The following is a 26,969-nucleotide window of genomic DNA, read 5'->3' on the forward strand; positions in this document are numbered from 1 at the left end:
GCCTCGGCCCTGGAACCGCGGGCCGCGGCCCCTGCCGGCACACTCGCTGACACTCCGGACCTGCGGCTGCTGGCGATGGAGCGCGACCTGAGCCAGGCCCGGATCGGGGTCGAGCGCGCCCGCGCCGTGCAGGATCCCCGCTGGCGGGCCGGACTGCGGCACTTCGGGGAGAGCAACGATGTGGCGGTGATCATCGGGGGATCGATCCCGCTGGGCCGCTACGACACCAATCAGGGCGGCATCGCGCGCGCCCAGGCCGAGCGCACGGCGGCCGAGGTCGACATGGCCGCCGCCCGGCTCGACCACGAGCGGGAGATCGCGCGCCTGACCGCACGGCGCGCGGCGACCCTGACCGCGGTGGCCCGGACGGACGCCGAAGTCGCCCCCAGCGCGGCCCGCGCGGTCACCCTGGTCCGGGACGGCTTCAACCGGGGTGGCGGCGCCTTCACCTATCTTGAGGTGGCCGACGCCCAGAGGGCGGTCATCGAGGCCCGGTCCCGGCGCATCGACCTGTTGAAACGTTTCCATCTCGACGGCGTGCGCCTCGACCGGCTGACCGGTCGTAACGCCGCCCTCCTCTCCAATGCGGAGACCCGCTGATGTCCTTCCAGAATTTTCGCGCCCTGACCGGGCTTGCCTTGAGCCTCGGCCTGCTGGCGGGCTGCGGGCAGAAGCCTGACGCCCACGACGAAGGTGAGACCCACGCCACGGCCGGTGAGTACGAGCGCGGCCCGCACCGGGGCCGCATGCTCCGCGACGGCGACTTCGCGGCCGAACTCACCATCTTCGAGGACGGGGTGGAGCCCGAGTTCCACGTCTACGTCTATCGCAAGGACAAGCCGGCCGACCCGAAGGCGGTGGAGGTGACCGTCGAGCTGACCCGGCTTGGCGGCAAGGTGGACCGCTTCGCCTTCGCCCCCGTCGAGGACTACCTGCGGGGCGCGGGCGTGGTGGCTGAGCCTCACTCCTTCGACGTCAAGGTTCGGGCGGTGGAGAACGGCCGCACCCACCAATGGATCTATGCCTCCTATGAAGGGCGCACGACCATCGCGGCCGATGCGGCCAAGGCCGGAGGCGTCCGAACCGAGATCGCCGGCCCCGCCCTGATCGGCGAGATCGTCGACCTGTCGGGCCGCGTCGAGATCACCCCCGAGGGCAAGGCCGAGGTCAGGGCCTGGTATCCCGGCCGTATCCTGTCGATGCGGGGCGAACTGGGCCAAGCCGTGCGCAAGGGTCAGGCGATGGCACGGGTGGAGTCCAGCCACAGCCTGCAGGCCTATTCGATCCCCGCCCCCATCAGCGGGGTGATCATCGAGAAGAACGCCAATGTCGGCGGCGTCGCCGGGGACCAGCCCCTGTTCGTCATCGCAGATCCCACCCAGCTTCACGCCGAGTTCTTTGTCTTCCCCCGGGACGCTGAGCGCATCCGCGTCGGCCTGCCCGTCGAGGTGCGCTCGCTGTCCGGCGACGCGCGACTGATCGCCAAGGTGGAGGCTATCCTGCCTACCGCCGACCTGGCCAGCCAGACCCTGATGGCCCACGCCCATCTCCCACCAGGTGCGGCGCAGAGCTTCCGGCCCGGCATGGGGGTCGAAGGATCGTTCGCGGTGGGCTCCCAACAGGCGCCGCTGGCGGTCAGGACCAAGGCCTTGCAGACGTTCCGGGACTTCACCGTGGTCTTCGCCAAGGTGGGGAACACCTATGAGGTGCGGATGCTGGAACTGGGTCGCCGGACGCCGGAATGGACCGAGGTCCTGGGCGGCCTGGACCCCGGAACCGAGTATGTGGTCGACGGCGCCTTCCTGATCCGGGCCGACATCGAGAAGTCAGGGGCCAGCCATGACCACTGACACCCTCGCCCCCCGGCGCGACAGCCTGCTGAAGCGCATCGTCACCCTGTCGATCCGCTTCCGTTGGGCGGTGCTGGCCTTGGTCTTCGTCACTGCGGCGGTGGGCGTCTGGAGCTTCCAGCGGCTGCCGATCGACGCGACGCCCGACATCACCAATGTCCAGGTCCAGATCAACACCGAGGCCGCCGGCTTCTCGCCGCTGGAGTCTGAACAGCGCATCACCTTCCCGGTGGAGACGGCCATCGCCGGCGTGCCGGGGCTGGAGCACACCCGCTCGATCTCACGCTACGGCCTGAGCCAGGTGACCGCGGTCTTCAAGGACGGAACCGACATCTATTTCGCCCGCCAGCTGATCAATGAGCGGCTGCAGGGCGCGCGCGGCCAGCTTCCGGCCGGGGTCACCCCAGAGATGGGGCCGATCTCGACGGGGCTGGGCGAGATCTTCATGTACACGGTCGAAGCCAAGCCCGGCGCCCGCAAGCCCGACGGCCAGGCCTACAGCCCGGAGGACCTGCGCACCTTGCAGGACTGGGTGATCCGGCCGCAACTCCGCACCACGCCGGGCGTCGTCGAGGTCAACACCGTTGGGGGCTTCGAGCGCCAGTACCATGTGGCCCCCTTGCCCGAGCGGCTTTCGGCCTATGGCCTGACCCTGGCCGAGGTGATCTCCGCCCTGGAGCGCAACAACGCCAACATCGGCGCGGGCTATGTCGAGCGGTTCGGTGAGCAATACCTGGTGCGGGTTCCGGGTCAGGCCACGGGCATCGACGACCTGAAGGGCGTCATCGTCAGCCATCGCAACGGCGTGCCGATCCGTATCGCCGATGTGGCCGACGTGGGCATGGGCGAGGAACTGCGCACCGGGGCGGCGACGGAGAACGGCCGCGAGGTGGTGCTGGGCACGGTGATGATGCTGGTGGGCGAGAACAGCCGCACCGTGGCCCGGGCCGCGGCCGCCCGGCTGGAGGAGGCCGCCAAGGCCCTGCCGCCCGGCGTCATGGCCGTGCCGATCTACGACCGCACCGACCTGGTGGACCGCACGATCAAGACGGTGGCCACCAACCTGGTGGAGGGCGCCCTGCTGGTGATCGTGGTGCTATTCCTGCTGCTGGGGAACATCCGCGCCGCGGTGATCACCGCGGCGATCATCCCCTTCTCGATGCTGCTGACCATCACCGGCATGGTGCAGGGCAAGGTCTCCGGCAATCTGATGAGCCTGGGGGCCCTGGACTTCGGCCTGATCGTCGACGGCGCGGTGATCATCGTCGAGAACTGCCTGCGGCGGTTCGGCCAGGCGCAGCACCGCCTGGGCCGGGCGTTGACCTCTGACGAACGCTTTGGCCTAGCGGCCACCGCCACCGACGAGGTGATCGGCCCGTCGCTGTTCGGGGTGATGATCATCACGCTCGTCTATGTGCCGATCTTCGCCCTGACCGGTGTGGAGGGGAAGATGTTCCACCCCATGGCGATCACCGTGGTCATGGCCCTTAGCGCCGCCATGGTGCTGTCGCTGACCTTCGTTCCCGCCGCCGTGGCCCTGTTCGTCACCGGCAAGGTCGAGGAGACGGAGAGCCCGGTGATGCGGGGTGCGCGCAGGGTCTATGAGCCGGCCCTGGCCTTCGCCCTGCGGCTGCGAGTCGCCTTCGTCGCCGGAGCCGTCCTTCTGGTCCTGGCGGCCGGCTTCGCGGCCAGCCGCATGGGCTCGGAGTTCATTCCGAATCTCGACGAGGGTGACATCGCCCTGCACGCCCTGCGCATTCCCGGCACCAGCCTGAGCCAGGCGATCAGCATGCAGTCGACCCTGGAGGCCCGCATCAAGCGGTTCCCGGAGGTCGAGCGCGTGGTGGCCAAGCTGGGGACGGCGGAGGTGGCCACCGACCCCATGCCGCCCTCGGTGGCCGACACCTTCATCCTGCTGAAGGACCGCAAGGACTGGCCGGACCCGCGCAAGCCCCGCACCCAACTGCTGGCTGAACTGGAGGCGGCGGTGGCCGAGATTCCGGGGAACAACTACGAGTTCACCCAACCGATCCAGATGCGGTTCAACGAGCTGCTGTCAGGCGTCCGCGCCGACGTGGCGGTCAAGGTGTTCGGCGACGACCTGGCGAAGTTGGCCACAATCGGCGAGCAGGTGAAGGACGTGATCGAGGCCACGCCGGGCGCCCAGGACGTCGGCGTCGAGCAAACCACGGGCCTGCCGGTGCTGCAGATCACGCCCGACCGGGCGGCCCTGGCCCGACTGGGCCTGAACGTGCAGGACATCCAGGACGTGGTGGCCACCTCGATCGGCGGCACGGTGGCGGGGCAGGTGTTCGAGGGCGATCGGCGGTTCGACATTGTCGTTCGGCTGCCGGAGGCGCTGCGCAGCAATGTCGACGCCGTCGGCCGGTTGCGGATTCCGCTCACAGCGTCCGGCGACGGACCTCGCGGCTTCGTGCCGCTGGCCGACGTGGCCAAGGTGGAGGTGGAGATCGGCCCCAACCAGATCAGCCGCGAGAACGGCAAGCGCCGCGTGGTGGTCACCGCCAATGTGCGCGGCCGCGACCTGGGCTCATTCGTCGAGGACCTGGAGCGCAAGGTCGGCGCGGAGGTGGAGATCCCCAGCGGCTATTGGGTGACCTATGGCGGAACCTTCGAGCAGCTGATCTCGGCCACCAAACGGTTGCAGATCGTGGCGCCCGCGGTGCTGCTGCTGATCTTCGGCCTGCTCTACGCCCTGTTCCGCTCCGCCAGGGATGCGGCGATCGTGTTCTCCGGCGTGCCCCTGGCCCTGACCGGTGGGGTGGCGGCCCTGCTGCTGCGGGGGATGCCGCTGTCGATCTCGGCGGCGGTGGGCTTCATCGCGCTGTCCGGCGTGGCGGTGCTGAACGGGGTGGTGATGGTCAGCTTCATCCGCAACCTGGTGGCGGAGGGCCGCCCCCTCGACGCGGCGATCTCCGAGGGCGCGCTCACCCGGCTGCGGCCGGTGCTGATGACCGCCCTGGTGGCCAGCCTGGGGTTCGTGCCCATGGCCTTCAATGTGGGGGCGGGCGCGGAGGTGCAGCGTCCGCTGGCCAGCGTGGTGATCGGGGGGATCATCTCCTCGACGATCCTCACCCTGCTGGTGCTGCCGGCGCTCTACCGGATGGTGCATGGACGCGGCGCGGCGCGGGGTGGCGGATAGAGTCTTTCCGCCCCTGTTTACGGGGGAGGGGGACCGCGTAGCGGTGGAAGGGGGCGCGACCGGGCTCTGAGCTTGAGGCTCGCCCCCCCTTCGGGCGGTCCCCCTCCCCCGTTCCGCTCCGCTTCACAGGGGCGGAAAATTTCTACGGCTTGCGGAACTTCAGGAAGAACTGGTCGGTCTTGCCGAGCGACCTGCGGCGAGGCGCAGATCATGGGTCCCCCGAACAAGCCCGGGGATGACGATCATGTGGAGGACGTCTACCCAGCGGCCTCCACCTTCAAACTCTCGCGCAGGGCCCGCTTGAGGAACTTGCCGGACGCGTTCCTCGGGATCGCCTCATCGAGGAACCAGACGTAGCGGGGGGCCTTGTGCTTGGCCATGACGGTCAGGCAGTGGGCGCGAAGTTCGTCAGCCGTGAGCGTGTGGCCGGGACGCAGGAGGATAGCGGCGCCGACCTCCTCGCCCAGGCGGTCGTCGGGGACGCCGAACACGCAGGCCTCGGCGACGGCGGGGTGGCGATAGGCGGCGGCCTCGACCTCGGCGCAGTAGACGTTCTCGCCGCCGCGCAGGACCATGTCCTTCTTGCGGTCGACGATGAAGATGAAACCATCCTCGTCGATGCGGGCCACGTCGCCGGTGTGCAGCCAGCCGTTGGTGATGCTCTCGGCGGTGGCGTCGGGGCGGTTGAGGTAGCCCTTGATCACCGGCGCGCCCTTGACCCACAGCTCGCCCACATGGCCGGGCGGCACGGTCTGGCCGTCGTCGTCCACGCAGCGGGCCTCGAAGGTGGGCATGGCCGGGCCGCAGCTGTCGGGCTTGTCGACGAAGAAGTCGGCGGAGACCGAGGTGATGATCCCGCAGGTCTCGGTCATGCCGTAGCCGGTGTTGGGCCGGGCCGTGGCGACGGCGGAGTCGATCTTGGCCACCAGGTCGGGCTGCAGCTGGGCGCCGCCGCCGCCAAGCGACAGCAGGCTGGAGGTGTCGGTCTTGGCGAAGTCGGGGTGGGTGATCACCTCGCGCGCCATCACCGGCACGCCGCTCAGCGCGGTGACCTTCTCGCGTTCGATCAGGCGCAGGGCCTCGCCCGCGTCCCACTTGTACATCAGCACCATGGTCCCGCCGGCCGCGGTGATGGCGTAGGCGGCGCAGTTGTTGGCGGTGACGTGGAACAGCGGGGTGACGATCAGGCCGACCGGCGGGTTGGGGACCGGCACGCTGGCCGGGTCGATCCCATTGGCGCGCATGGTCGCCAGGCCCTGGACCTGGCCGGAGAAGCCCATGTTCATCAGGTTGGAGACACAGCCCCGGTGGGTGAGCTGGGCCCCCTTGGGGAAGCCCGTGGTGCCGGAGGTGTAGAAGATGCAGGCGTCGGCGTCGGGGTCGATCTGCACGTCGGGCATGTCGCCGCCGCGCGACAGCACCTCGGCGAACGGCAGGACGCCGGCCGGGGGGCTCTCCATGCGGGTGACGATCAGCCGGGTCCCGGCCGCCATCTCCGGGCGCTCCAGGATGCGGGCCAGACGCTCCTCGTCGCAGAACACCACCTTGGGGGCGCTATCCTTCAGGGCGTATTCCAGCTCTTCGGTGACCCACCAGGCGTTCATGCCCACGGCGGCGACACCGATGCAGACGCAGGCCCAGTAGAGCAGCATCCATTCGGGATAGTTGCGCATGGCGATGGCCACCCGGTCGCCAGGCCGCACGCCCTCGGCCCACAGCCAGGCGGCGATGGCGTTCACCCGTTTGTGGGCCTCGCCATAGGTTATCCGCTCACCCTCGTAGACCATGTAGGTGCGGTCGGCGAAGGCCGCGGTGGACAGCCAGATGGCGCGGATGTTGGGCGGGGCGTGCTTGAAGGTGCGGATCGAATTGCCGCGGACCTCGATCTCCTCGATCTCGAAGGGCGCGCCCGGCGAGGTGAGTTCGCCCCAGGCCTGCTTGAGTTCCGCGTAGTGCATGTTCCGTCCCGGTGTTTTTTGATTTTTGGTTGTGGCTCCATAGTGTCGGCATTCCGCGACGTGCGCCAAGCGGGAAACGGGGGAACGGCCAGATGAAGACCTATCGCATCGGCGTCATTGGCCTGGGCCAGCGGATCGCCCACGTGCTGGCCGCCATGAAGGAGGTCGGCTGGAGCCTGGACGTGGCGTCTTACGTCGATCCGGGGCCGGTGGGGGCCTCGATCCTGGCCGAGGCGGGGATCCCGCTGGGGACCAGCTACCCCTCCCCCGGCGCCCTGCTGCACGACGGGCCCTATGACCTCGTGATGATCGGCACCCCCAACCACCTGCACATGCGCCACCTCGGCCTGGCCCTGGCGGCGGGCTATCCGATCTTCGCTGAGAAGCCGATCGTGCGCACGGTGGAGGAGACCTATGCCCTGGCCCGCGCCCTGGCCGAGCCCGGCCGCCCGCCGCTGTTCATCGGCCTGGTGATGCGCTCCATGCCCATCGTGCGCGAGGTGATCAAGCGCGTGGATTCGGGCGCTCTGGGGGAGATCATCTCCATCGACGCCACTGAACACCTGAACGTCGAGCACGGCGCCTATCTGGCCCGCAACTGGCGGCGCAAGGCCGAGTGGGGCGGGAGCTACCTGCTGGACAAGGTCTGCCACGACTTCGATATCTTCGGGCGGATCGCGGGCGCGCGGCCCGCCAAGGTGGCGAGCTTCGGCGGGCGGCGCGTGTTCACCTCAGAGCGGGCCGGGGCGCCCCGGACCTATGACGACGGCTCGCCCGCCTATGTCGCCACCAACCCCGGCTGGATGGGCGCCAATGACGCCTTCGAGAGCGACATGGACGTCACCGACCACCAGACCGCCATGGTGGAATATGCCAACGGCGTGCGGCTGTCCTTCCACGCCAACAGCCACGTCAGCCTGCCCGAGCGGCGCTGGTACATCGCCGGCACGGACGCCACGATGATCGCGGACCTGGTGCGCAACAGGCTGATGATCCGCCCGACCTTGAACCGCCAGAAGCCGGAGCGGATCGACTACGGCGGCGTCACCGCCGACAGCCACAACGGGGCGGACCAGGCCATGGCGCGGGACCTGCTGGCGACGCTGGAGACCGGGGCGGTGTTCCCCGTGACGCCCTATGACGCCATGGAGGCGGGGTTGACGGTGATGGCCATCGATCAGGCGATGGCGGCCGGGGTCATGCTGGACTGCGGGGAGATGTGGGCGGGGTTGGATGAGGCGCGGGGGTGAGACGCCTATTCTTTGCCGAGGTGAGCGTCCCGGCGGGCTCCGGTGTACCCCAAGTAGCGATCGATTGACCGACGCCCCGCTGGGTCTTCGACAGTTACCGTGAACCTTGGACCGTAGGCGACATGGCTCTCGTATCGTGTCGTCAGTTCACGAAACGCAGAAGGATCGACTCCGTGCTTCGAGCACAACTCCGTCAGGCCTAGCCGATATGCCTCGATGGCGGCCGCCAAGTTGTAAGGGGCCGTGCCGCCGACCACCTTTCCAGCGAGGAAGTCCACTTCGATGAAGCCCTCCGGCGCGGCCGACGCGTCACCGAAGATGTCGGTCTGATGGTGGCCGATCAGGAAGCCTAAACCGCTGGCGAGCGAGGCGGAGATGTTGTGTGCAATCGACTTCAGTTCACCGAACTTCATCTCGAACCTCCTGCAAACCCATAACCCGCAAGACCTCCGCTGTGCGGAGGCCCCCTCACCCTACCCTCCCCCCCTGAAGGGGGCGAGGAGGTGGGAGCCTTCAGGCGTTGAGGATTTCGGAGAGCGCCGCGAGCAGGCTGTCCGTCTGCTCCCCCGTCCCCACCGTGATCCGCAGATAGTCCCCGATCCTCGGCGCATCCCAGCGGCGCACCAGGATGGCGCGCTCGCGCAGGGCCGCGGCCAGGGCTGCGCCACTGTGCTGCAGGTGGCGGGTGAAGACGAAGTTGGCGCGGGATGGGAGGGTCTCGAAGCCCAGGGCGGTGAGGTCTTCGACCATGCGCGCGCGGGTGGCGGTGATGGTGGCCAGGGTCTCGCGGAACCAGGCCTCGTCCTGCACCGAGGCGATGGCGCCGGCCTGGGCGGGGCGGCCGAGGGGGTAGGAGTTGAAGCTGTCCTTCACGCGGGTCAGGGCCGCGATGAGGCTGGGGTGGCCCAGGGCGTAGCCGACGCGGAGGCCGGCGAGCGCCCGGCTCTTGGAGAAGGTGCGGACCACCAGCAGATTGTCGTGGGCGGCGATCAGGGGGATGGCGGTGTCGGCGCCGAAGTCGACATAGGCCTCGTCGATGACCACGGGGGCGTTCGGGTGGTCGGCCAGCAGGGTCTCGATGTCCGCCAGCGGCAGGGCCACGCCGGTCGGCGCGTTGGGGTTGGGCAGGATGATGGCCCCGGCCCTGCGGCGGTAGTCGGCGACGCGGACGCTGAAGGCCTCGTCCAGGGGGATGGTCTGCGCCTCGATGCCGTAGAGGCGGCAGTAGACCGGATAGAAGCTGTAGCTGATGTCGGGGAACAGCAGGGGCGCGTCGTGCTTCAACAGGGCGGCGAAGGCGTGGGCCAGGACCTCGTCGGAGCCGTTGCCGACGAAGACGCAAGCTGGGTCGAGGCCGTGATAGGCGGCCAGGACTTGGCGCAGTTCGGTAGCCTCGGGGTCGGGATATAGGCGCAGGTCGCCGGTGGCCTGGCCGGCGATGGCGGCGAGCGCCTTGGGCGAGGGGCCAAGCGGGCTCTCATTGGTGTTGAGCTTGATCAGGCCCGGAATGCGCGGCTGCTCGCCCGGTACATAGGGCGAGAGCGTGTGGGTCAGGTCGCTCCAGAGGCGGCTCATGCGGGTCCTCGATTTGGCATTGCGCCGAGGTCTGTGCCACGGAACGAGCCATTCCGCACCCGCGCTCCTTCTCCCCTTGCGGGAGAAGGTGGCCGGTCGGAGACCGGTCGGATGAGGGGTCGCCCCACCCTCTCCGCGCATCATCCAACCGCCCTGACCCGAGAGGCCTATCGACCCCTCATCCGACCCTGCTCCGCAGGGCCACCTTCTCCCGCAAGGGGAGAAGGATTGGCGTCCCCTAACCTCCGGCCCGCGTCCGGCGACGCGTGCGTTCGTCGCGGCGATCGACAAATGGTTGTCGATCGCATGCGGCTCGCAAGCGCGAGCCGCCGCGCCTCACCCCCCCAGCTTCCACCCGACCTTCTTGACGAAGGCCTCGTAGAAGGCCGGTTCGTAGGCGACTTCCGGGTCCTTGCGGACCCATTCGTCCAGCAGGTGGGCGTCATCGCCCACCAGGATGCGCCAGCGTTCGGCCTTCACCCCGTCGAGGATCACCGTGGCCGCGGCCGCGGCGGTCATCGGGGCGTCCTGCTCGAAGCGCCGCGCGCCCTCGGCCACCATGGCCTGGATGGCGGCGTCGGGGACCTGGCTGGTGTCCATGCCCGCCGCCGTCATGCGCTCGCGGGCGGCGGCAAGTTCTTCCGCGCTGAGTTCGTCGCTCTCGGTATTGCCCTGGACCTTGCGGGAGTTGGCGACGATGGCGGTGCCGATGTGGCCGGGCATGACCACGCTGGCCTTCACGTGGGGGGCGGTCAGCCGCAGGTCGGTGACCAGGGCCTCGGTGAAGCCCTTCACCGCGAACTTGGCCGCCGCATAGGAGGTGTGGGAGGTGTTGGGGCCGATGGTGGCCCAGAAGCCGTTCACGCTGGAGGTGTTGATGATGTGGCCCTCCTCGGCGGCGATCAGCATCGGCAGGAAGGTGCGGCAGCCCAGATAGACCCCGCCCCAGCAGACATTGAAGGTCCGCTCCCAGGCCGCGCGGCTGTCGGTGACCATGCTGCCGCCGCCGGCGATGCCGGCGTTGTTGAACAGCAGATGGATGTGATCGGTCTGGTGCTGGTCGGCGATCTCGTCGCGGAAGCGCTGCAGGGCGGCCTCGTCGGAGACGTCGGCGACATGGGCGGTGATGCGCACGCCCTGGGGGATGCGGTCGCCCTGGCAGAGGCTGATGGTCTGAGCCATGTTCGCCGCCGAGACGTCGCACATGGCTACGTGGCAGCCCTGGGCCACCAACTGGCGGGCGAGTTCGCGGCCCATGCCGGTGCCGCCACCGGTGATCACTGCCAGTTTGCCGGTGAAGTCCTTCATCGCGTCTCTCCCTTTTGCCGGGAGCTTGGACCCAAGCGGGCGCGTGCGGAAGCGTGACCCGGCGTCAGGCGCGGCGGCCCCAGAGCGGCGGCGTGCTTAACCCCTATTCACTGGATTTCTTGGCCCGGCCTTCACGGGGGCGCGGCACTCTGACGCTGAACAGAAGCGGGCCTATTCCCTTGGATCAGATCAGCAAAATCGCCAACGCCGGGGCCCTGTCGGCCCGCGAAATCCTTGACGCCTTCGATGTCTGGCTGAGCCAACGGGTGGCCGAAGCCCGTGCCGCGAGCATGGACCTGGCCTTCCACGACAGTGAATTCGACATCGCGCCGGGGCGTGAGCCGCCCCTGGTGGGCTGGCGCCACATGCTGCTGGCGCCCGGCGCCTGCCCGCCCGATGGCCCCGACTGGACGGTCTATCGCCTGCAGGACCAGGGATCGGCGGCCAACAGCGCCAAGGGATCGGTGGACCAGGACGGCCTGCGCCTGGCGCTGGAGGCCCTGGGCTACGGCGCCTATCTGAGCTCCGCCCAGACCGGCTGATCGACACCGGGGGTTGCGTCAGGGCCCCGCGGCCGCAGGATGGGGGCAAATCCGCCCTGATTCAGAAGGCCGCCGCTCTTGAAACGCCTGCTCCTCGCCGCCTCCGCCCTGTTGCTCAGCGCCGGCGGCGCCCTCGCCCAGACCGGCGCCCCGCAACCGCTCGTCCTGCCGCCGGCCATCGCCGCGCCGCAGGACACGCCCTATCCGGGCGTCCTGAAGCTCTCGGTGGACGCCACCGACCTCGACCGCCGCATCTTCCGGGTGAAGCAGACGATCCCCGTGGCCAAGCCCGGGCCGATGACCCTGCTCTATCCCAGCTGGATCCCCGGCAACCACGCGCCCCGCGGCCCCATCGACAAACTGGCGGGCCTGACCATCACTGCGGACGGCAAGCCCGTGGCCTGGACGCGGGACACCGTCGACATCTCGGCCTTCCACGTCGACGTGCCAGCCGGCGCCGGCGCCCTGGACCTGACGTTCCAGTACCTCTCGCCCACCGCCCCCGATCAGGGCCGGGTGGTGGTCACCCAGGAGATGATGAACGTCCAGTGGTTCGCCCTGGCCCTCTATCCGGCCGGCCACTTCACCCGGCAGATCCAGATCGAGCCGAGCATCCGCCTGCCGGCCGGTTGGTCGTTCGGCACGGCGCTGGAGACCCAGGCCAGCGGCGAGGTCACCACCTTCAAGCCAGTCAGCTTCGAGACGCTGATGGATTCTCCAATGTTCGCAGGGCGTTACTTCAAGAAGCTCGACCTCGATCCCGGCGGACGTTCGCGGGTGTCGCTGAACATCGTGGCCGACGATGCGTCGCTGCTGGAGGTCACGCCGTCGCAACTGGCCGCGCACCGGGCCATGGTCACCCAGGCCGACAAGCTGTTCGGCGCGCGCCACTTCGACCACTACGACTTCCTGTTTGCGCTCAGCGACCGGATGGGCGGCATCGGAGTGGAGCACCATCGCTCCAGCGAGAATGGCACGGCTCCGCGCTATTTCCTCGACTGGGACAAGCTGCCGGCGACCCGCAACCTGCTGCCCCACGAGTACAGCCACAGTTGGAACGGCAAGTACCGGCGGCCCGCCGACCTGTGGACCCCCAACTTCAACACCCCCATGCGCAACAGCCTGCTGTGGGTCTATGAGGGCCAGGATCAGTATTGGGGCTTCGTGCTGGGCGCGCGCGCGGGCCTGGTCACCAAGCAGCAGACCCTGGACGCCATGGCCATGACCGCGGCGGCTTATGACACCCGGGTCGGCCGCGCCTGGCGGGCCCTGCAGGACACCACCAACGACCCGATTATCTCCGCCCGCCGGCCCCAGGCCTGGACCAGCTGGCAGCGCAGCGAGGACTATTACTCGGAGGGCCAGCTGATCTGGCTCGACGCCGACACCCTGATCCGCGAGCAGTCCAAGGGGAAGAAGTCGCTGGACGACTTCGCAAAGGTCTTCTTCGGGATGAATGACGGCGACTGGCAGAACGCCCTCACCTACGACTTCGACGAGGTGGTGCGGACGCTGAACGCCGTCCATCACCATGACTGGGCGACCTTCCTGCGCACGCGCCTGGACGGCAACGGCCCTGGCGCGCCCCTGGATGGCGTCACGCGGGGCGGCTATCGCCTGATCTACACCGATACCCCCACCGACTACGCCAAGAGCGAGGAGGCGCGGCGCAAGATCACCGACCTGACCTATTCCCTGGGTCTCGTCCTGAACAAGGACGGCGAGTTCACGGCGGTGCAATGGGATGGCCCGGCCTTCAAGGCGGGGCTGGCCGACGGGGTGAAGCTGATCGCGGTGGGCGGCCTGGCCTATGACGCCGACCGGCTGAAAGACGCCGTGAAGGCGGCCAAGGGCGGCAAGCAGCCCATCGAGCTGCTGGTCAAGGCCGGCGAGCGCTATCGCACCGTGCCGATCGCCTACCACGACGGCCTGCGTTACCCGCGCTTCGAGCGGATCGCCGGAACCCCGGCGCGGCTGGACGAGATCCTGGCGGCGCGGAAGTAGGCGTGTCGCTGGACCTTTTGAAGGCCAATGTCGGTTCGACGTTCGTGATCCCGGCGGACGGCCGCATCGCCTTCGAGAACGAGCCGACACCCCTGCCCGGACCGCGCCTGTTCCTGAGCGGATGCCGGGCGGGCAATCAGGTCGTCCTGCGCCACGATGTCGGCGCCCGGACCGCCCGGGCCGTGGAGGACCTGGTGGCCAACGAGCCGCCGTGGTTCGACGCCGCGTCCGATCCCGCCTGCCTCGGCGAGCTGATCGCGCTGATGGCGCGCGACACGCCGGCGGAGAACGTCAGCCGCTCGATGATCTATCGCCTGCCCCACGGCCTGACCTTCGCCTCCGAGACAAGGCTCCTGCGCAGCGACACGGCCGAGGGGCTGGATTGGCTGGCGAACCTGGCCCAGGCCGGGATGCCGCAGCATCTGCTGGAGGCGGGCTTTCTGGGGGCCGGCGACTTCTGGACGCCCTGGTGTGTGGCCCTGGAGGGCGAGACCATCGCCGCCATGGGCTTCGCCGCGCGGATCGCGTCCTGCGCGGCGGATATCGGGGTCTACACGTTTCCCGGCTTCCGAGGCCGTGGCCTGGCGGTGGCGGTGACCGCGGCCTGGTCAAGCCTGCCCGAGCTCGCCGATCGACCGCTGTTCTACACGACCCTGACCACCAATCTGTCGTCGCAACGGGTGGCGGCGCGGCTCGGCCTGCCGGCGTTCGGGGCCAGTGTGCGGGTGAGCTGAACCCAGGCGCGCGCTAGATCCTGAACCGCACGAACAGCGGATGCCCCCGCCTCGGCGCGACATTGGGGGCCGCCCAGTCCTGGCCGCCGACGCGGGCCTGGAACGCCGCGCCGCCGGCGAAGTTCGAGACCGTCCCCGTGGGGCACCCGAAGCGCAACTCGACGGGCGGCCCGCCGGCCCGGTCGTAGGTCGCCACGCCCTCCGAACCGCGGGCTCCAGCATTGTCCTGCAGCCAGAAGCGGGTGACGTGGCCCTTGGGGATCACCGTGGGCGGGCCGACGACATAGCGCCCATGGACCTCGGTCGCGGCGCGACGCACCAGGTCGCTGGTCCCCTGGGTGTTATCCACCGTGACATAGGTCGAGAAGTCGAAGTTCGGCGCATAGACCAGGGTGTCGGCCGGCGCCGCGTGGTCCTCAATGGCATAGGTCCCGTCGGCCCGCGCGGTCACCTGGCGCAGGCGCGGCGTCAGGGTGGTGGTGTCCACCTCGATGAAGGTGGGGTGCTTGGTCCCGATGTCGGGGCGGCTGGGGCAGTCGAAGCCGGTGTTCACATAGTTGATGAAGCCGTCCTTCAGGCCCGACTTCGGCGCGTGGGTGTGGCCGAAGACCACCAACTCGGCGCCGTTTTGCAGGGCCAGGCGCTGGGCGAACCAGGCCAGGTAGCGGCCGTTGACGTCGGCGGCGGCGGCCTTGGCGGCCGAGAGGTCGCCCCCCACGGCGGTGGCCCAGCGGGCCCAGAGGCCCTGATAGTTCAGCTTCACCTCCCCGAGATTGGTGGTGCGGCCATCGGGCAGCAGGATCGGCTCGGCCTCGCTGATGCCGGTGGTCTTGACCGCGTAGTTCACGGCCGACTCGATCAGCGAGCCGTTGATGGAGCCGGCCAGCTTGGTGAGCTCGATGCCGTTGGGAGCGCCCTGGTCGGGCAGGTCGGCGACACTGCGGCCCGGCGGCAGGTCGCGGGCCAGCATGTAGGCCACCGAGCGGGTGACGAAATGGCCGAGCGGCAGAGGGGCCAGCGGGGTTGAGAGGTCGGGCGCATTGAACATGGTCCAGCGGTGACCGTGGGAACAGGCCAGGCGACGGTCGGGGGCCAGCGGGAAATAGGCCTCATCGTCGCGCACCTGGATTTTGTAGCCCTCGCGGCTGACAAGGAAGTCCACGTCGCGCTGAGTGACCCCCATGTCATGGTTGCCGGGGATATAGGTCACCCTGCCCTTCAGGGCCGAGAGCACCTGAGCGAGCTTGGCCCTCGGCCCGAAGATCGCCGGATTGGCGGCCGCGATCTCCCGGAACCCTGGTGGCCGGCGGTTGGGCGGATAGGTCCAGTAGTCGATGAAGTCGCCCAGGATGATCAGCTCGCGGACCTGATCGGCCTGCGCGATCACATGGTCCAGCAGGGCGACCAGGAACGGCTCGTGGAAGTCCTTCTGATACCAGACGGTGGGCGAGTTATCGCCGATGTGGACGTCGCTGAGGAAGACGACCTTGGTGCGGCTGGGCGCGATGGGCGGCAGGGCGGCGGCGGCGGATCCGGCCAGGGCGCTGGCCCCGACGCCTGCGACGACCGCGCGGCGGTTGATGCGAGCCATTCGTGCAAGTCCCCCGTGTGCGGGGCCGATTAGATCACGGGGAAGCTTGAGCGTGCACCTGGCGAAAAGTGGGGTGAGATTCGTGCGTCAGGACGCGCGCGGCCAAGGCGCCGGGCGGCAAACAGGTGTTCCCCGCCCCCGAGGGCCGGTAAGATCGCGGACGGCAGTGATCGGCGGCGGGATGACGACTGACTCGAACCTGACGGATGTCCGATCGGCGGCCACGCCCGGACGGCGCGCTTGGCGGGTTGAGGTCGCGGGCTATGCCGCGTCGGCGACCCTGGTGGCGGCGGCGAACCTCATCGGTCACCTGGGGGCGTCCCAGCTCAGCGGCGCCAATCTGGCGATGTTGTTCCTGGTGAGCGTGCTGCTGAGCGCCTTCTGGTTCGGGGTAGGCCCCGCCCTGGCCTCGGCGTGCGCCGCGGCCCTGAGCTACAATTTCTTCTTCCTGGTTCCGCGCCTGACCTTCCATATCGAGCGGCCGGCTGACCTACTGACCTTCGTGGTGTTCTTCGGCGTGGCGATCTCCACAGGCTGGCTGGCGGCCCGGGTCCGCGACCAGGCCCGCAGCGCCGCGCGCCGGGCGAGCGAGCTGGGCGCGTTGCTGGAGGCCAGCGGCGGCTTGTCGGCGGCCGCCACCCCCGACGAGGCGGCCCGCGTCCTGGCGAAACAGGCGGGGCTTGCCGCCGGCCGCGCGGCCATCGTGCTGCTGCCCGAGACGGACACGGTGCGGTTGGCCGCCGGCCCGGAGGGTCTGGTGGAGTTGGCCGACACCACGCGGGCGGCCGCCCTTCAGGCCTGGCGGACGGGGGCCGACAGCGTCGATCCGGCCGGCTGGAGCCTGCGGCCCCTTCAGGGGCTGCGCGGCCGGGTCGGGGTGATCGGCCTGCGCGGCGCCTCGCGCTTGAGCCCCGAGCAGTCGGGGCTTCTCAACGCCCTGCTGCACCAGGGCGCCGTGGCCCTCGAACGCGCCAACCTGGCCACCGCCGCCGCGGAGGTGGACGCCCTGCGCAAGGCCGACCACCTGCGCTCGGCCCTGCTGAATTCCATCAGCCATGACTTCCGAACGCCCCTGGCCACGGTCCTGGGCGCCTCCACCACGCTGCTCGACTACGAGGCCAACCTGAAGCCCGCGGTTCGGCGTGACCTGCTGCAGAGCATCGCGCAGGCGGCGCGCCGCTTGAACCGCTATGTCGGCGACCTGCTGGACATGAGCCGGCTGGAGGGTGGCGCCCTGTCGCCGAAGCGCGAGCTCGTCGACGTGCGCGCGGTCCTGGCCTCGGCGCTGGAGCGCTTGGGCGACCGGCTCGAAGGACGGTCGATCCGGCGCGACTTCGCCGCCCAGCTCTCCCGGGTGAGCGCCGATCCCGTGCTGCTGGAACAGGCGGTGTTGAACGTCATCGAAAACGCGGCCGCCTACAGTCCCGAAGGCGCCGCCATCGAACTGGCCGTCCAGGAGGATCTGGGCCATGTGCTGATCTCCATCGAGGACCAGGGCGCCGGTATTCCGCCCGAGGCTCTGGACCGCGTGTTCGACCGGTTCCGCCGTCTCGAACAGCCCAGCGACCGCGGGCGCGGTCTGGGCCTGGGTCTGTCCATCGCCAAGGGCTTCGTCGAGGCCATGGGCGGCCGGATCGCCGCCACCAGCCCCGTCGCCGGGGGAAAGGGAACCCGCATCCTGATCGCCCTGCCCAAGCCCCACCCCACGCCGAGGGAGCTGCTGTGAGCCTGCGGCCGCGCATCCTGGTTATCGACGACGAGCCTCAGATCCACCGGTTCCTGACCCCGGCCCTGGAAGCGGCGGGGTTCGAGCCGATCCGCGCCGACACCGCCGCCGCCGGTCTGCAGGAGATCGCCCGGCGCGCGCCGGACGCGGTGATCCTGGACCTCGGCCTGCCGGACATGGACGGCAAGGTCGCGCTCAGCAAGGCGCGGGCCTTCTATGCCGGTCCGATCCTCATCCTGTCGGCCCGCGATCGGGAGGTGGAGAAGATCGACGCCCTGGACCTGGGCGCCGATGACTATGTGGAGAAACCCTTCGGCGTGGGCGAATTGCTGGCCCGCCTGCGGGTGGCGCTGCGGCGCGGACAGCCGGGGGACGCAGCCCCGCGCGTGGTGCGCGCCGCGGCCCTGGAGGTCGACCTCGCCATGCACGCGGTGCGCCGGGACGGGGCGGCGGTCCGGCTGTCGCCCAAGGAGTTCGACCTGCTGGCCCGACTGGTGGAGGGCGTCGGCAAGGTGATCACCCACCGCCAGTTGCTGACCGCCGTCTGGGGCCCCGCCCATGTGGCCGACACCCAGTACCTGCGGGTCTTCATCGGCCAATTGCGCCAGAAGCTGGAGCCCGACCCGGCCCGGCCCCGGCACATCGTGACAGAGCCGGGGGTGGGGTATCGGTTCCTGGCCGACTAGACGGTCACCTGGGCGCCCATCTCGACCACGCGCCCCGGAGGAATCTGGAAGAAATCCGTGGGATTGGCGGCATTTCTCACCAGATAGATGAAGAGCTTGTCCTGCCACAGCGGCATACCCGGCCCCCGGCCCGGCAGGACTGAGCGGCGGCCGAGGAAGAACGACGTCGCCATGATGTCGAACTTCAATCCCTGCCGGCGGGCCGCGCCCAGCGCCTTGGGCAGGTTGGGCTGCTCCATGAAGCCGCACTGCACCGTCACCCGGCTGAAGTCGGGGGCGAGCGGCTCGACCTGCACGCGCTCGTCCTCGGGGACGCGGGGTCGGTCGGCGGTTTCCACCGTGAGGATGATGTTCTTCTCGTGCAGTACCTTGTTGTGCTTGAGGTTGTGCATCAGGGCCACCGGCGCGACGTCGGGCTGGGACGTGAGGAAGATGGCCGTGCCCCCGATCCGGAAGGGCGGGCGGGCATGCAGGGTCTCCAACAGGTCGGCGAGCGGAATGGACTCGCTCTGAGTCTTGGCGGCCAGGATCCGCACCCCCTTCAGCCAGGTCCAGATCACCAGGACGATGGCGGCGCCGACCACCACGGGGAACCATCCCCCTTGGACGATGCGCAGGACGTTGGAGCCCAGAAAGACCAGGTCGATGCACAGGAAGGGAACGACCAGGGCCAGGCTGCCGGCCAGGGACCAATTCCACCGCCTGCGCGCGATGACGAACAGCAGCAGGACGGTGACCACCATGGTGGCGGTGACAGCGATGCCGTAGGCCGAGGCGAGGTTCGAGGAATTGCGGAACATCACGAGAAGCCAGAGCACTCCCACCATCAGGAAGCCGTTGACGGCCGGGACATAGATCTGCCCCGCGACGGTCTCGCTCGTGCGCCGAATATTGATGCGGGGCAGCAGACCCAGCTGGGTGGCCTGTTGGGTCATGGAGAAGGCGCCGGTGATCACCGCTTGGCTGGCGATCACCGTGGCCGCGGTCACCAGGATCATCACCGGCCAATAGACCGCCTGGGGGATCATCCGGAAGAACGGGCTCTCGGCGGCCGACGGGTCGGTCAGCACCAGGGCGCCCTGGCCGAGATAGTTGAGCATCAGGCAGGGGAAGGCCACCAGCAGCCAGCCCGCGCGGATCGGCCCCTTTCCGAAGTGGCCCATGTCCGCATAGAGCGCCTCGGCGCCGGTCACCACCAGGAAGACGCTGCCCAGGATAGCCAGGCCCAGCAGTCCATTCTCCGCCAGCAGGCGAACAGCATAGAGGGGGCTGAGCGCCAGCAGGATTTGCGGCGCCTGGACGATGTAGATCAGGCCCAGGCCCGCCAGGACCAGGAACCAGACCAGGGTGATGGGGCCGAAGAAGCGGCCCACGGCGGCGGTCCCCCGCGACTGCACGAGGAAGAGGCCCGTGAGGATAACCCCCGCGGCCGGCAAGGCGTAGGGGGCGAACAGCGGCCCCACCCCTGGGGCCAGGGCCAGGCCTTCGGTGGCCGAGAGCACGGAGATGGCCGGGGTGATCAGGGCGTCGCCGTAGAATAGGGCCGCCCCGCAGACGCCCAGGATCAGCACCAGGCGCGATCGCCGTCCCAGGGCGTTCTGAGCCAGCGCCATGAGGGCCAAGGTGCCGCCCTCCCCCTTGTTGTCGGCGCGCATGACCAGACCGGTGTACTTGATGGTGACGATCAGCAGCAGGGCCCAGAAAATCAGGGACACCACCCCGAACACCGCCTGGTCCGTGGCGCCGTTGGCATGGGCCAGCGCCTCCTTCATGGCGTAGAGCGGGCTGGTGCCGATGTCCCCGAAAACCACCCCGACGGAGCCGAGGGTCAGCGCCCAGAAGCGCCGCCGCGCCGCGCCTGCGTCCCCTGGGGCCGCCTGGCCTGCTCCCTGCCGCGACACCATACCGACCTCCACTACTCACCGTCCCTACGAGGGGACGGCGCAGGAGGTAGCGCCGAGCGGCGTTGCGGTTCGATGCGGGATCAGGGGCCAGGACGTAAGGGCCGCGTAAAGATCGGCCGGCGGCCCTAGGCCACTTCGCGGTCGCCGGGCTCCTGCTCCGCGGCGATCAGGCAGCGGATGATCGTCTCTATCAGGGCGGTGGCGCGGATCGGCTTGGACAGGTGCTGGTCGGCGCCCGCCTCGCGGCCGGCGCGGATGTGGTCGTCCATGGCGTTGGCGGTCAGCATGATCACCGGGGTGCGGGCCAGGCCCTCGGCGGCCTCGAGCGCCCGCAGCCGGCGGGTGGCCGACAGGCCGTCCAGCTCCGGCATCTGCATGTCCATCAGCACGATGTCGAAGCGTTCGGCCGTCAGGCGGTCGAGGGCCAGCTGGCCGTTCTCGACGATCTCGAGTTCGACATTCACCGACTGCAGGATGAGCTGGACCACCTTCTGGTTGGTGGGGTGATCCTCGGCCAGCAGGATGCGGCAGCCGGAGAGATCAAAGCCGGCCTCGGCTTCCACCGCGTCGTCGGCCACAGCCGTCTGGACGGCCTCCAGGGGCAGGCGGAAGGTGAAGACCGAGCCGACCCCCGGCGTCGACTCGACGCTGATGGCCCCGCCCATGAGTTCGACAAGAGATCGGCTGATGGCCAGGCCCAGGCCGGTGCCGCCGAACCGGCGGGTTATGGAGCCGTCGGCCTGCTGGAAGCGGCCGAACAGCCGGGCCTTAACGGCGTCGTCGAAGCCGATCCCGCTATCGGTGACGGTGAAGCGGACCTGCCCGCCCTCCTCCGCCGTCACGGCCAGGCGCACGGAGCCGGCGGGGGTGAACTTCACTGCGTTGGAAAGCAGGTTGGACAGCACCTGGGTCAGGCGGACCTGGTCGCCCACGAAGGCGCCACGGGCGGCCTCGGAGACCGTCCAGCCGAGGTCCAGCCCCTTGGACTCCGCCGAGGCGCGATGCAGTTCGGCGATGCGGCGCACGATGGCCTGCATGTCGAAGGTCTCGTGGGAGAGCTGGATCTCCCCTGCCTCGATCTTGGAAAAGTCGAGGATGTCGGTCAGCACCTGCTCCAGCAGGCGGCCGGAGGAGACGATGAGTTCGGCCAGTTCGCGGCTCTGCTGGGTCTTCTGCTGCGCCGCCAGGGTCTCGGAGATGGCGATGACGCCGTTGAGCGGCGTGCGCAGCTCGTGGCTCATATTGGCCAGGAAGCGGGACTTCTCGGCGTTGGCGCGCTCCAGCTCGGCGGTCCGGTCGCGGACCCGATCCTCCAGATTGGCCAGGACCTCCTCGACCTTCTCGCGCTCGCCGCGCAGGGCCTTGGCCAGGACGCCGATCTCGTCGGTGCGGTCCTCGACATTGCTGAGTTCCGGGCGGCGGTCGCGCACGCCGAAGGTTTCCGGCTCGCAGGTTCCGGCCAACTGGCGCAGGGGCTGGACGATGGTTCGCCGCGCCAGAGCCACCACGAGCAGGGTCTGGATCAGGGAGGCCATGGCCCCCAGGGCCAGAACCCACGAGGCCGACCGGGCCGCCGACAGCGCGATCGCCGACTTCGGGTAGGTGAGCACCAGATACCAGTCCGGACCGGTGAGGCGGCCATAGGCCACCACCTGGCGGCCGTCGGGGCTGTTGATCACCCCGTACATCCGGCCGTCCTTGCGGATCGCCTTCACCAGCGTCTTGAGGCTGAGTTTGCGCTCATAGTCTGAAACGGCGTCCGCCGACGCCCGGCCGGGCGTGCCGAAGCCCGGATAGGCGATCAGTTCGCCCTTCCCTGTCACCACCAGGTTGGAGGCGCCCGGCAGGGTGTTCTTGATGGCGTTGAGGAAGAAGCCGGTGAGTTCGATGGAGGAGCCGAAGGAGCCGACATAGCGGCCGTCCACATAGGCCGGGGTCAGGCAGCCGGTAGCCAGGCGCTCGCCCTTGTCGTCCTGGATCAGGCGCTGCAGGTTGGTGCAGCGGGTCACCCGGGTCGGGTCGTTCCGCGGCAGGGTGATCTGGGCCATCTCCTCCTTGGAGACGTCCAGGCTGGCCGGCGCGTCCTGGCGGTAGAACATCAGCCGGTCGGGGCGGTCGGGGCCAAACATCACCAGCCGGGTCGGCTCGGGCTGGAAGAAGTAGAAGTTGTCATACTCGCTGCGGGCGGCCTGGCCGAAGTCGGAGACCACGGAGAAGGCGGCCGCGAGCGTTCGGCGGTCGGCCATCGAGGCCGAGTCGGCCTGTCCGATGAAACCGCCCATGCCGTAGATCCAGCGCCCCGACGCCGTCAGGTGGCCGTCGAACAGCGCATCACGGCTCCGGCGGGTGCCGTCGCCCTTGGCCGGGAAATAGTCTTCGGTCAGCCGGTTCACGTCGGCGTCCGACAGGTGGCTCATACGGCGCTCAAGCTCGACGCCGGCGGCCTTGTGCAGGTTGGTGAGGTTGGTGAAGCGTCTGTCGATGTTGGAGCTGCGCTCGCGCACATAGTCCGACAGGTAGGTGATCTGGCGGTTGGTCAGTTCCCGCTGAAACACGACAAAGGCCCGATGGACCCCAGGATAGTGACCACCAGCGACATCAGCCCGACGCTGATCAGGAACCTGCGCGAAAGTGAGTTCATCGCCCGGAATCGCCGCCCCCACGGAAAGCGCGACCCTAGGCGGCGAGTCCTTGCGCGCAGGTTTACGAAATTCAACCTTTGGGACGTGGTAACGCTGATGTTGCGCCGGCCAGAGGCGGCATTCCGTAGGGCGCGACGGCGCGCGTCCGCAACCAGAGCGGTAGCGTCAGGGCGCATCATCCAGGGCCAGAGATAGCGGCGGGGCCACCTCCTCCAGGGACTTTCGCTCGGCATTGATGCCCAGGAACTGCTCGACGATGGCGGCGAAGATCATCAGGCCGCCCCCCAGCAGGTAGCCCCAGAGAATCTGGTGACGCTCGCCGCTGTCGATCAGGGCGCCGAACAGAGCCGGCCCGCCGACCCCGCCCAGCAGGGTGCCGAAGGCGTAGAACAGCGAGATGGTCACCGCCCGCACCTCCAGGGGGAAGCTCTCTCCGACCGTGAGATAGGCCGCGCTGGCGCCGGCGGAGGCGAAGAAGAAGATCACGGTCCAGGCCGCTGTCTGCTGGACCGCCGACAGCATCCCCTGGGCGAACATCCAGCCCGTGATGCACATCAGCACGCCGGCCAGGCCGTAGGTGGCGCTGATCATCACCTTGCGGCCCAGGCTGTCGAACAGGTGCCCCAGCAGCAGCGGCCCCATGAAGTTGCCCGCCGCGAAGGGCAACATGAACCAGCCGATGGAGGCCGGAGCAATGCCGTAGAAGCGGGTGAGGATCAGGGCTTAGGTGAAGAAGATGGCGTTGTAGCAGAAGGCCTGGGTGGCCATCAGCACGACCCCTAGCGCCGTCCCTTGGGATAGCGGCGGAACAGCATGCGGCCGATGTCGAGCCAGGACGTGCGGTGGCCGCTCAGCAGACGCAGGTGCGGCGCATCGGGGACCGGCGGCAGGGGCTGGCCGGTGTCGCGGGCCACGCGGGTCTCGATCTCCTCGATGATCGCCTCGGCCTCCTCCGGGCGGCCATGGGTCATCAGCCAACGGGGGCTCTCGGGGATATAGCGACGGACCCAGATGATGATGAGGGCCAGAAGGCCGCCGATGATGAAGGCCGCCCGCCAGCCCCATTCCTGCGGGACCAGGTTCGGATCGAGCACGATGTTCGAACCGACGGCGCCAAGGGCGGCGCGCCCAGCACCGCGCCGAGAATGTAGGCGCTGCCGGTCAGGCCGACCTGGCTGGCGGTGAATCCCAGTCCGGAGGGGCTGGCGATGGCAGGCGAAAGCCGGCCCACCAGGGTGACCTCCAGCCCATCCAGGATCCAGGTGACCCCCAGCGCGAAGACCACCAGCCAGTGGAACCGGCTCCAGGGCAGCCGGTCCAGGCGTGCGGGCACGTTGGTGCTAAAGGTGGTTGTCAAATTGGAGCTCTTCCCCGGCGTATCGGAGCCCAACGCGCTACGGCCGACCTTGGTTCCCTGGCCTTGACTGGGCTATGCCTCACCCATGGCCAGCGAGATCATCGTCGACGCGCGCGGACACCACTGCCCGGTTCCCACCCTCCGGCTGCGCCGAGCGTTGGAGGACGCCGCGCCGGGGGCTCAGGTGCGGCTCTATGCCGACGACCCCATGGCGCGGATCGACGTGCCGCACTTCGCGGCCCAAGGCGGTTTCGAGGTCGTGGAACGGGCCGAGGACGGCGGCGTCCTCAGCTTTCTGATCCGGAAACCAGCTTAGCCTTCTCGCCGCGAAGATCGGCCAGCAGGTTCGGCTGCCGCGCCAGCCGGTGCTCCACCATGGCCAGTTCGATCTCGGTGGCCAAGGCCCCGCCGAAGAAGATCGCGTTCACCGTCCAGGAAAGCCAGATGAGGAACACCACGACGGCGGCCACGGAGCCGTAGGTCGCGCCCAGGTGGACGATCTGCTCCACATAGAAGGCGCTGGCCCAGGACATGAACAGGCACAGCAGGGCCGCGGCCATGCCGCCGGTGATCGACGCCTTCCAGGCCACCGGGCGGCTGGACATGGCGAAGCGATAAATCAGGCTCATGGCCAGCGTGATGCCAAAGCTGGCCCAGGTCCATTCGCTGAACAGCCAGGGCGCGCCGGCCAATGGTTTCAGATCCAGGACGGCGGCGACGAAGCGCAGATAAAAGAAGATCGCCGACAGGAAGCCCAGCAGCACGAAGGCGGCGATCAGCACCAGCAGGGCCATGATGTTGAAACCCACGAACCCGCGTGGCGTGTCGTCATCGTGGATGAAGGAGAGCCCCGCCAACAGGGCCTTGAATCCCCGGTGCGCGGCATAGGACCCGATGACCAGGGCCACGCCGCTCTGGGCCGAGACCGCCTCGAGGGGCGCATGGGCCAGGCGGGTCAGCTCGTTTTCGAACAGGCTGCGCGCCACCGGCGGCATCAGATGGGCCAAGGCCTCCGCCTGGCTGGCCGCCTGGCTGGCGTCGGCGAAGAAGCTGTAGATCCCGACCATGATGGCGAGGCCCGGGAACACCGCCAGCAGGACGAAGAAGGAAACACCGCCGACATAAAGCATCACATCGCGGCCCCAGAGCCTCGTGAGCGCCTTGGCATTGACCGCCAGGGTTCGCCGCACCCAGTGCAGCGGATCCCAATCGACGTCTCGCAAACGCTGAATCTGGCCCCTGATCGACATCGGGCGGAAGGTGATGAAGGCGGGGCGATTAGGCAAGCCGCGATCTTGCCGTAAGCGGAAACCGAAAACGGCGCGCCACCGGGAGGGGTGGCGCGCCGTCGATGGGCGTGTCGTACCATCGGGGCGGGCCGCCGCCCGAGGGACGGGAATGGACAGCGACCAACCTGGGGGTAGATTACGAATCGGCGGCTGAACCCAGACTGAACACCGCTCATGGAACGCGTTCACCTGGAAACCGTCACGCGACTGTCGCAGAACCTTCAAGAACCAGTGGTAGCTCCGCGACTGAGCTCGAACGGCGCCGTCCAGCGGCCGCCCCGCCCCTCGAAGCACAGGATCCAACTCATGAAGAGCGCCCTCTACCTCGCCGCCGGCGCGGCCCTCGTCCTCAGCGCCTGCGGTGAGACGACCGCCACCAAGCCGCCGTCCGGCGGCGGCGGCAACCGCGCCCAGGTCTGGGCCGCAGGCTCCTCCACCGTCTTCCCCTTCGCCACCCGCGTGGCCGAGAACGTCGCCCGCAGCACCGGCGGCAAGCCCGCCCGGGTCGAATCGCTGGGCACCGGCGGCGGCTTCAAGCTGTTCTGCGGCGGAGCCAGCTCGCAGTATCCCGACGTCGCCACGGCCTCACGGCCGATCAAGAAATCCGAATTTGAGAAATGCGTGGCGGCCGGCGTCACCGACATCATCGAGATCAAGATCGGCTTTGACGGCATCGTCGTGGCCAATGACAAGAAGGGTCCGAGCTTCGACCTGCACCGCGAGCAGCTCTACAAGGCGCTCGCCGCCGAACTTCCCGCGGGCGGCGCCTTCGCCCCCAACACCACCAAGACCTGGGCCCAGGTCGCGCCGGGCCTGCCCGCCGAACAGATCCTGGTCTATGGCCCGCCGCCCACCTCGGGCACCCGCGACGCCTTCATCGAATTGGCCATGGAAAAGGGCGCCGAGAAGGACCCGACCATGGCGGCCCTGAAGAAGTCCGACGAGGAGGCCTTCAAGGCCAAGAGCCACACCATCCGCTCCGACGGCGCCTGGGTCGATTCCGGCGAAAACGACAACGCCATCGTCCAGACCCTGGAGAAGACGCCTCACTCGATCGGCGTGTTCGGCTACTCGTTCCTTGAGAACAACATGGACAAGGTGAAGGCCGCCAAGATCGAAGGCGTCGCTCCCACCTTCGACACCATCTCCAGCGGAGCCTACCCGCTCTCGCGGTCGCTCTTCATCTACGTGAAGAAGGCCAATGTCGGCGTGACCCCAGGCCTGCGTGAATTCCTCGACGGCTTCGTCTCCGACGCCGCCACCGGCAAGGGCGGCTACCTGCAGTCCCGCGGACTGATCCCGCTGCCGGAAGCCGAGCACAAGGCCCAACAGGCCTCCGTAAAGGCCCTGAACGTGATGTCGGCGCCGGCGTCGTAAGCCAACGCCTCGT

At 68.9% G+C, this 26,969-nt stretch carries 21 protein-coding genes; 11 read left to right on the plus strand and 10 right to left on the minus strand.

Annotated elements, in window-relative coordinates:
* From Q7J39_RS00005 to Q7J39_RS00015, 3 genes are all read left to right on the plus strand, one after another.
* Nucleotides 1-600: TolC family protein (locus tag Q7J39_RS00005; RefSeq protein WP_304819180.1), on the plus strand; the 600-nt coding region annotated here is incomplete at its 5' end.
* Nucleotides 600-1,850, plus strand: a complete 1,251-nt coding sequence (locus Q7J39_RS00010) for an efflux RND transporter periplasmic adaptor subunit (protein ID WP_304819183.1) — start codon at nucleotides 600-602, stop codon at nucleotides 1,848-1,850. The genes Q7J39_RS00005 and Q7J39_RS00010, both read left to right, overlap by 1 nt.
* 25 nt (nucleotides 1,851-1,875) lie before the next feature.
* Nucleotides 1,876-5,013 carry an efflux RND transporter permease subunit gene (locus Q7J39_RS00015; RefSeq protein ID WP_304819330.1) on the plus strand — a complete coding sequence of 1,046 codons (3,138 nt, stop codon included), beginning with the start codon at nucleotides 1,876-1,878 and terminating at the stop codon, nucleotides 5,011-5,013.
* Between the two features lie 257 nt (nucleotides 5,014-5,270).
* Here Q7J39_RS00015 and Q7J39_RS00020 read toward each other — a convergent pair whose 3' ends face one another.
* Entirely contained in the window at nucleotides 5,271-6,971 is a 1,701-nt protein-coding gene (locus tag Q7J39_RS00020) for a class I adenylate-forming enzyme family protein (RefSeq protein ID WP_304819185.1), read from the minus strand.
* 92 nt (nucleotides 6,972-7,063) lie between these two features.
* On the opposite strand from Q7J39_RS00020, the gene Q7J39_RS00025 reads away from it, so the two are divergent.
* Nucleotides 7,064-8,221 carry a Gfo/Idh/MocA family protein gene (locus Q7J39_RS00025; protein WP_304819188.1) on the plus strand — a complete coding sequence of 386 codons (1,158 nt, stop codon included), beginning with the start codon at nucleotides 7,064-7,066 and terminating at the stop codon, nucleotides 8,219-8,221.
* Nucleotides 8,222-8,226: 5 nt separating this feature from the next.
* Here Q7J39_RS00025 and Q7J39_RS00030 read toward each other — a convergent pair whose 3' ends face one another.
* The 3 genes from Q7J39_RS00030 to Q7J39_RS00040 all read right to left on the minus strand — a co-directional run bounded on the left by Q7J39_RS00030 (nucleotide 8,227) and on the right by Q7J39_RS00040 (nucleotide 11,104).
* The gene (locus Q7J39_RS00030; RefSeq protein WP_304819190.1) at nucleotides 8,227-8,634 is read right to left on the minus strand and encodes a hypothetical protein; all 408 of its coding nucleotides are present in this window, start codon (nucleotides 8,632-8,634) and stop codon (nucleotides 8,227-8,229) included.
* A 100-nt stretch (nucleotides 8,635-8,734) separates the two neighbouring features.
* Complete coding sequence (hisC, locus tag Q7J39_RS00035) at nucleotides 8,735-9,796, minus strand: histidinol-phosphate transaminase (RefSeq protein WP_304819192.1); 1,062 nt, start codon at nucleotides 9,794-9,796, stop codon at nucleotides 8,735-8,737.
* Nucleotides 9,797-10,132: 336 nt separating this feature from the next.
* The gene (locus Q7J39_RS00040) at nucleotides 10,133-11,104 is read right to left on the minus strand and encodes an SDR family oxidoreductase (protein WP_304819195.1); all 972 of its coding nucleotides are present in this window, start codon (nucleotides 11,102-11,104) and stop codon (nucleotides 10,133-10,135) included.
* Nucleotides 11,105-11,283: 179 nt separating this feature from the next.
* On the opposite strand from Q7J39_RS00040, the gene Q7J39_RS00045 reads away from it, so the two are divergent.
* The 3 genes from Q7J39_RS00045 (at nucleotide 11,284) to Q7J39_RS00055 (ending at nucleotide 14,384) form a co-directional block, all read left to right on the plus strand.
* The gene (locus Q7J39_RS00045) at nucleotides 11,284-11,646 is read left to right on the plus strand and encodes a hypothetical protein (protein WP_304819197.1); all 363 of its coding nucleotides are present in this window, start codon (nucleotides 11,284-11,286) and stop codon (nucleotides 11,644-11,646) included.
* A gap of 78 nt (nucleotides 11,647-11,724) precedes the next feature.
* Nucleotides 11,725-13,650: a M61 family metallopeptidase gene (locus Q7J39_RS00050; protein WP_304819199.1), complete on the plus strand. Its 1,926-nt coding sequence runs from the start codon at nucleotides 11,725-11,727 to the stop codon at nucleotides 13,648-13,650.
* Nucleotides 13,651-13,652: 2 nt separating this feature from the next.
* Complete coding sequence (locus Q7J39_RS00055) at nucleotides 13,653-14,384, plus strand: GNAT family N-acetyltransferase (RefSeq protein WP_304819201.1); 732 nt, start codon at nucleotides 13,653-13,655, stop codon at nucleotides 14,382-14,384.
* A gap of 13 nt (nucleotides 14,385-14,397) precedes the next feature.
* On the opposite strand, the gene Q7J39_RS00060 is transcribed toward Q7J39_RS00055, so the two are convergent.
* Nucleotides 14,398-15,975 carry a metallophosphoesterase gene (locus Q7J39_RS00060; RefSeq protein WP_304819203.1) on the minus strand — a complete coding sequence of 526 codons (1,578 nt, stop codon included), beginning with the start codon at nucleotides 15,973-15,975 and terminating at the stop codon, nucleotides 14,398-14,400.
* 181 nt (nucleotides 15,976-16,156) lie between these two features.
* On the opposite strand from Q7J39_RS00060, the gene Q7J39_RS00065 reads away from it, so the two are divergent.
* Both Q7J39_RS00065 and Q7J39_RS00070 read left to right on the plus strand, forming a co-directional pair.
* Nucleotides 16,157-17,701: a DUF4118 domain-containing protein gene (locus Q7J39_RS00065; RefSeq protein WP_304819205.1), complete on the plus strand. Its 1,545-nt coding sequence runs from the start codon at nucleotides 16,157-16,159 to the stop codon at nucleotides 17,699-17,701.
* Complete coding sequence (locus Q7J39_RS00070; RefSeq protein ID WP_304819207.1) at nucleotides 17,698-18,387, plus strand: winged helix-turn-helix domain-containing protein; 690 nt, start codon at nucleotides 17,698-17,700, stop codon at nucleotides 18,385-18,387. The genes Q7J39_RS00065 and Q7J39_RS00070 overlap by 4 nt, the downstream gene beginning before the upstream one ends.
* On the opposite strand, the gene Q7J39_RS00075 is transcribed toward Q7J39_RS00070, so the two are convergent.
* The 4 genes from Q7J39_RS00075 to Q7J39_RS00090 all read right to left on the minus strand — a co-directional run bounded on the left by Q7J39_RS00075 (nucleotide 18,384) and on the right by Q7J39_RS00090 (nucleotide 24,027).
* A complete protein-coding gene (locus Q7J39_RS00075) occupies nucleotides 18,384-20,291 on the minus strand; it encodes a potassium transporter Kup (RefSeq protein WP_304819209.1) in 1,908 nt (635 codons plus the stop codon). The genes Q7J39_RS00070 and Q7J39_RS00075 overlap by 4 nt on opposite strands.
* A 125-nt stretch (nucleotides 20,292-20,416) precedes the next feature.
* Complete coding sequence (locus tag Q7J39_RS00080) at nucleotides 20,417-22,846, minus strand: ATP-binding protein (RefSeq protein ID WP_304819212.1); 2,430 nt, start codon at nucleotides 22,844-22,846, stop codon at nucleotides 20,417-20,419.
* A 252-nt stretch (nucleotides 22,847-23,098) separates the two neighbouring features.
* Nucleotides 23,099-23,602, minus strand: a complete 504-nt coding sequence (locus Q7J39_RS00085; RefSeq protein ID WP_304819214.1) for a hypothetical protein — start codon at nucleotides 23,600-23,602, stop codon at nucleotides 23,099-23,101.
* 110 nt (nucleotides 23,603-23,712) lie between these two features.
* Nucleotides 23,713-24,027, minus strand: coding sequence for an MFS transporter (locus tag Q7J39_RS00090; RefSeq protein ID WP_304819216.1), 315 nt, complete (start codon nucleotides 24,025-24,027; stop codon nucleotides 23,713-23,715).
* Between the two features lie 348 nt (nucleotides 24,028-24,375).
* Between Q7J39_RS00090 and Q7J39_RS00095 the strand changes: the two genes are divergently transcribed.
* Nucleotides 24,376-24,606 carry a sulfurtransferase TusA family protein gene (locus Q7J39_RS00095; RefSeq protein ID WP_304819218.1) on the plus strand — a complete coding sequence of 77 codons (231 nt, stop codon included), beginning with the start codon at nucleotides 24,376-24,378 and terminating at the stop codon, nucleotides 24,604-24,606.
* Here Q7J39_RS00095 and Q7J39_RS00100 read toward each other — a convergent pair.
* A complete protein-coding gene (locus tag Q7J39_RS00100; protein WP_304819332.1) occupies nucleotides 24,578-25,540 on the minus strand; it encodes a YihY/virulence factor BrkB family protein in 963 nt (320 codons plus the stop codon). The two genes, Q7J39_RS00095 and Q7J39_RS00100, sit on opposite strands and share 29 nt — an antisense overlap.
* Before the next feature lie 345 nt (nucleotides 25,541-25,885).
* Here Q7J39_RS00100 and Q7J39_RS00105 point away from each other — a divergent pair, with 345 nt between their 5' ends.
* The gene (locus Q7J39_RS00105) at nucleotides 25,886-26,956 is read left to right on the plus strand and encodes a substrate-binding domain-containing protein (RefSeq protein ID WP_304819221.1); all 1,071 of its coding nucleotides are present in this window, start codon (nucleotides 25,886-25,888) and stop codon (nucleotides 26,954-26,956) included.
* The last annotated feature ends 13 nt before the right edge of the window (nucleotides 26,957-26,969 follow it).

The sequence above is a fragment of the Phenylobacterium sp. genome, assembly GCF_030651185.1.
Classification (GTDB): Bacteria; Pseudomonadota; Alphaproteobacteria; order Caulobacterales; family Caulobacteraceae; genus Phenylobacterium.

What these genes read in the sequence shown, in the direction of transcription:
- Q7J39_RS00010 (WP_304819183.1), top strand. Translation starts at nt 600, where the DNA reads ATGTCCTTCCAGAATTTTCGCGCCCTGACCGGGCTTGCCTTGAGCCTC.
- Q7J39_RS00020 (WP_304819185.1), bottom strand. Translation starts at nt 6,971, where the DNA reads ATGCACTACGCGGAACTCAAGCAGGCCTGGGGCGAACTCACCTCGCCG.
- Q7J39_RS00025 (WP_304819188.1), top strand. Translation starts at nt 7,064, where the DNA reads ATGAAGACCTATCGCATCGGCGTCATTGGCCTGGGCCAGCGGATCGCC.
- Q7J39_RS00030 (WP_304819190.1), bottom strand. Translation starts at nt 8,634, where the DNA reads ATGAAGTTCGGTGAACTGAAGTCGATTGCACACAACATCTCCGCCTCG.
- hisC (WP_304819192.1), bottom strand. Translation starts at nt 9,796, where the DNA reads ATGAGCCGCCTCTGGAGCGACCTGACCCACACGCTCTCGCCCTATGTA.
- Q7J39_RS00040 (WP_304819195.1), bottom strand. Translation starts at nt 11,104, where the DNA reads ATGAAGGACTTCACCGGCAAACTGGCAGTGATCACCGGTGGCGGCACC.
- Q7J39_RS00060 (WP_304819203.1), bottom strand. Translation starts at nt 15,975, where the DNA reads ATGGCTCGCATCAACCGCCGCGCGGTCGTCGCAGGCGTCGGGGCCAGC.
- Q7J39_RS00065 (WP_304819205.1), top strand. Translation starts at nt 16,157, where the DNA reads ATGACGACTGACTCGAACCTGACGGATGTCCGATCGGCGGCCACGCCC.
- Q7J39_RS00075 (WP_304819209.1), bottom strand. Translation starts at nt 20,291, where the DNA reads ATGGTGTCGCGGCAGGGAGCAGGCCAGGCGGCCCCAGGGGACGCAGGC.
- Q7J39_RS00085 (WP_304819214.1), bottom strand. Translation starts at nt 23,602, where the DNA reads ATGTTGCCCTTCGCGGCGGGCAACTTCATGGGGCCGCTGCTGCTGGGG.
- Q7J39_RS00095 (WP_304819218.1), top strand. Translation starts at nt 24,376, where the DNA reads ATGGCCAGCGAGATCATCGTCGACGCGCGCGGACACCACTGCCCGGTT.
- Q7J39_RS00100 (WP_304819332.1), bottom strand. Translation starts at nt 25,540, where the DNA reads ATGTCGATCAGGGGCCAGATTCAGCGTTTGCGAGACGTCGATTGGGAT.
- Q7J39_RS00105 (WP_304819221.1), top strand. Translation starts at nt 25,886, where the DNA reads ATGAAGAGCGCCCTCTACCTCGCCGCCGGCGCGGCCCTCGTCCTCAGC.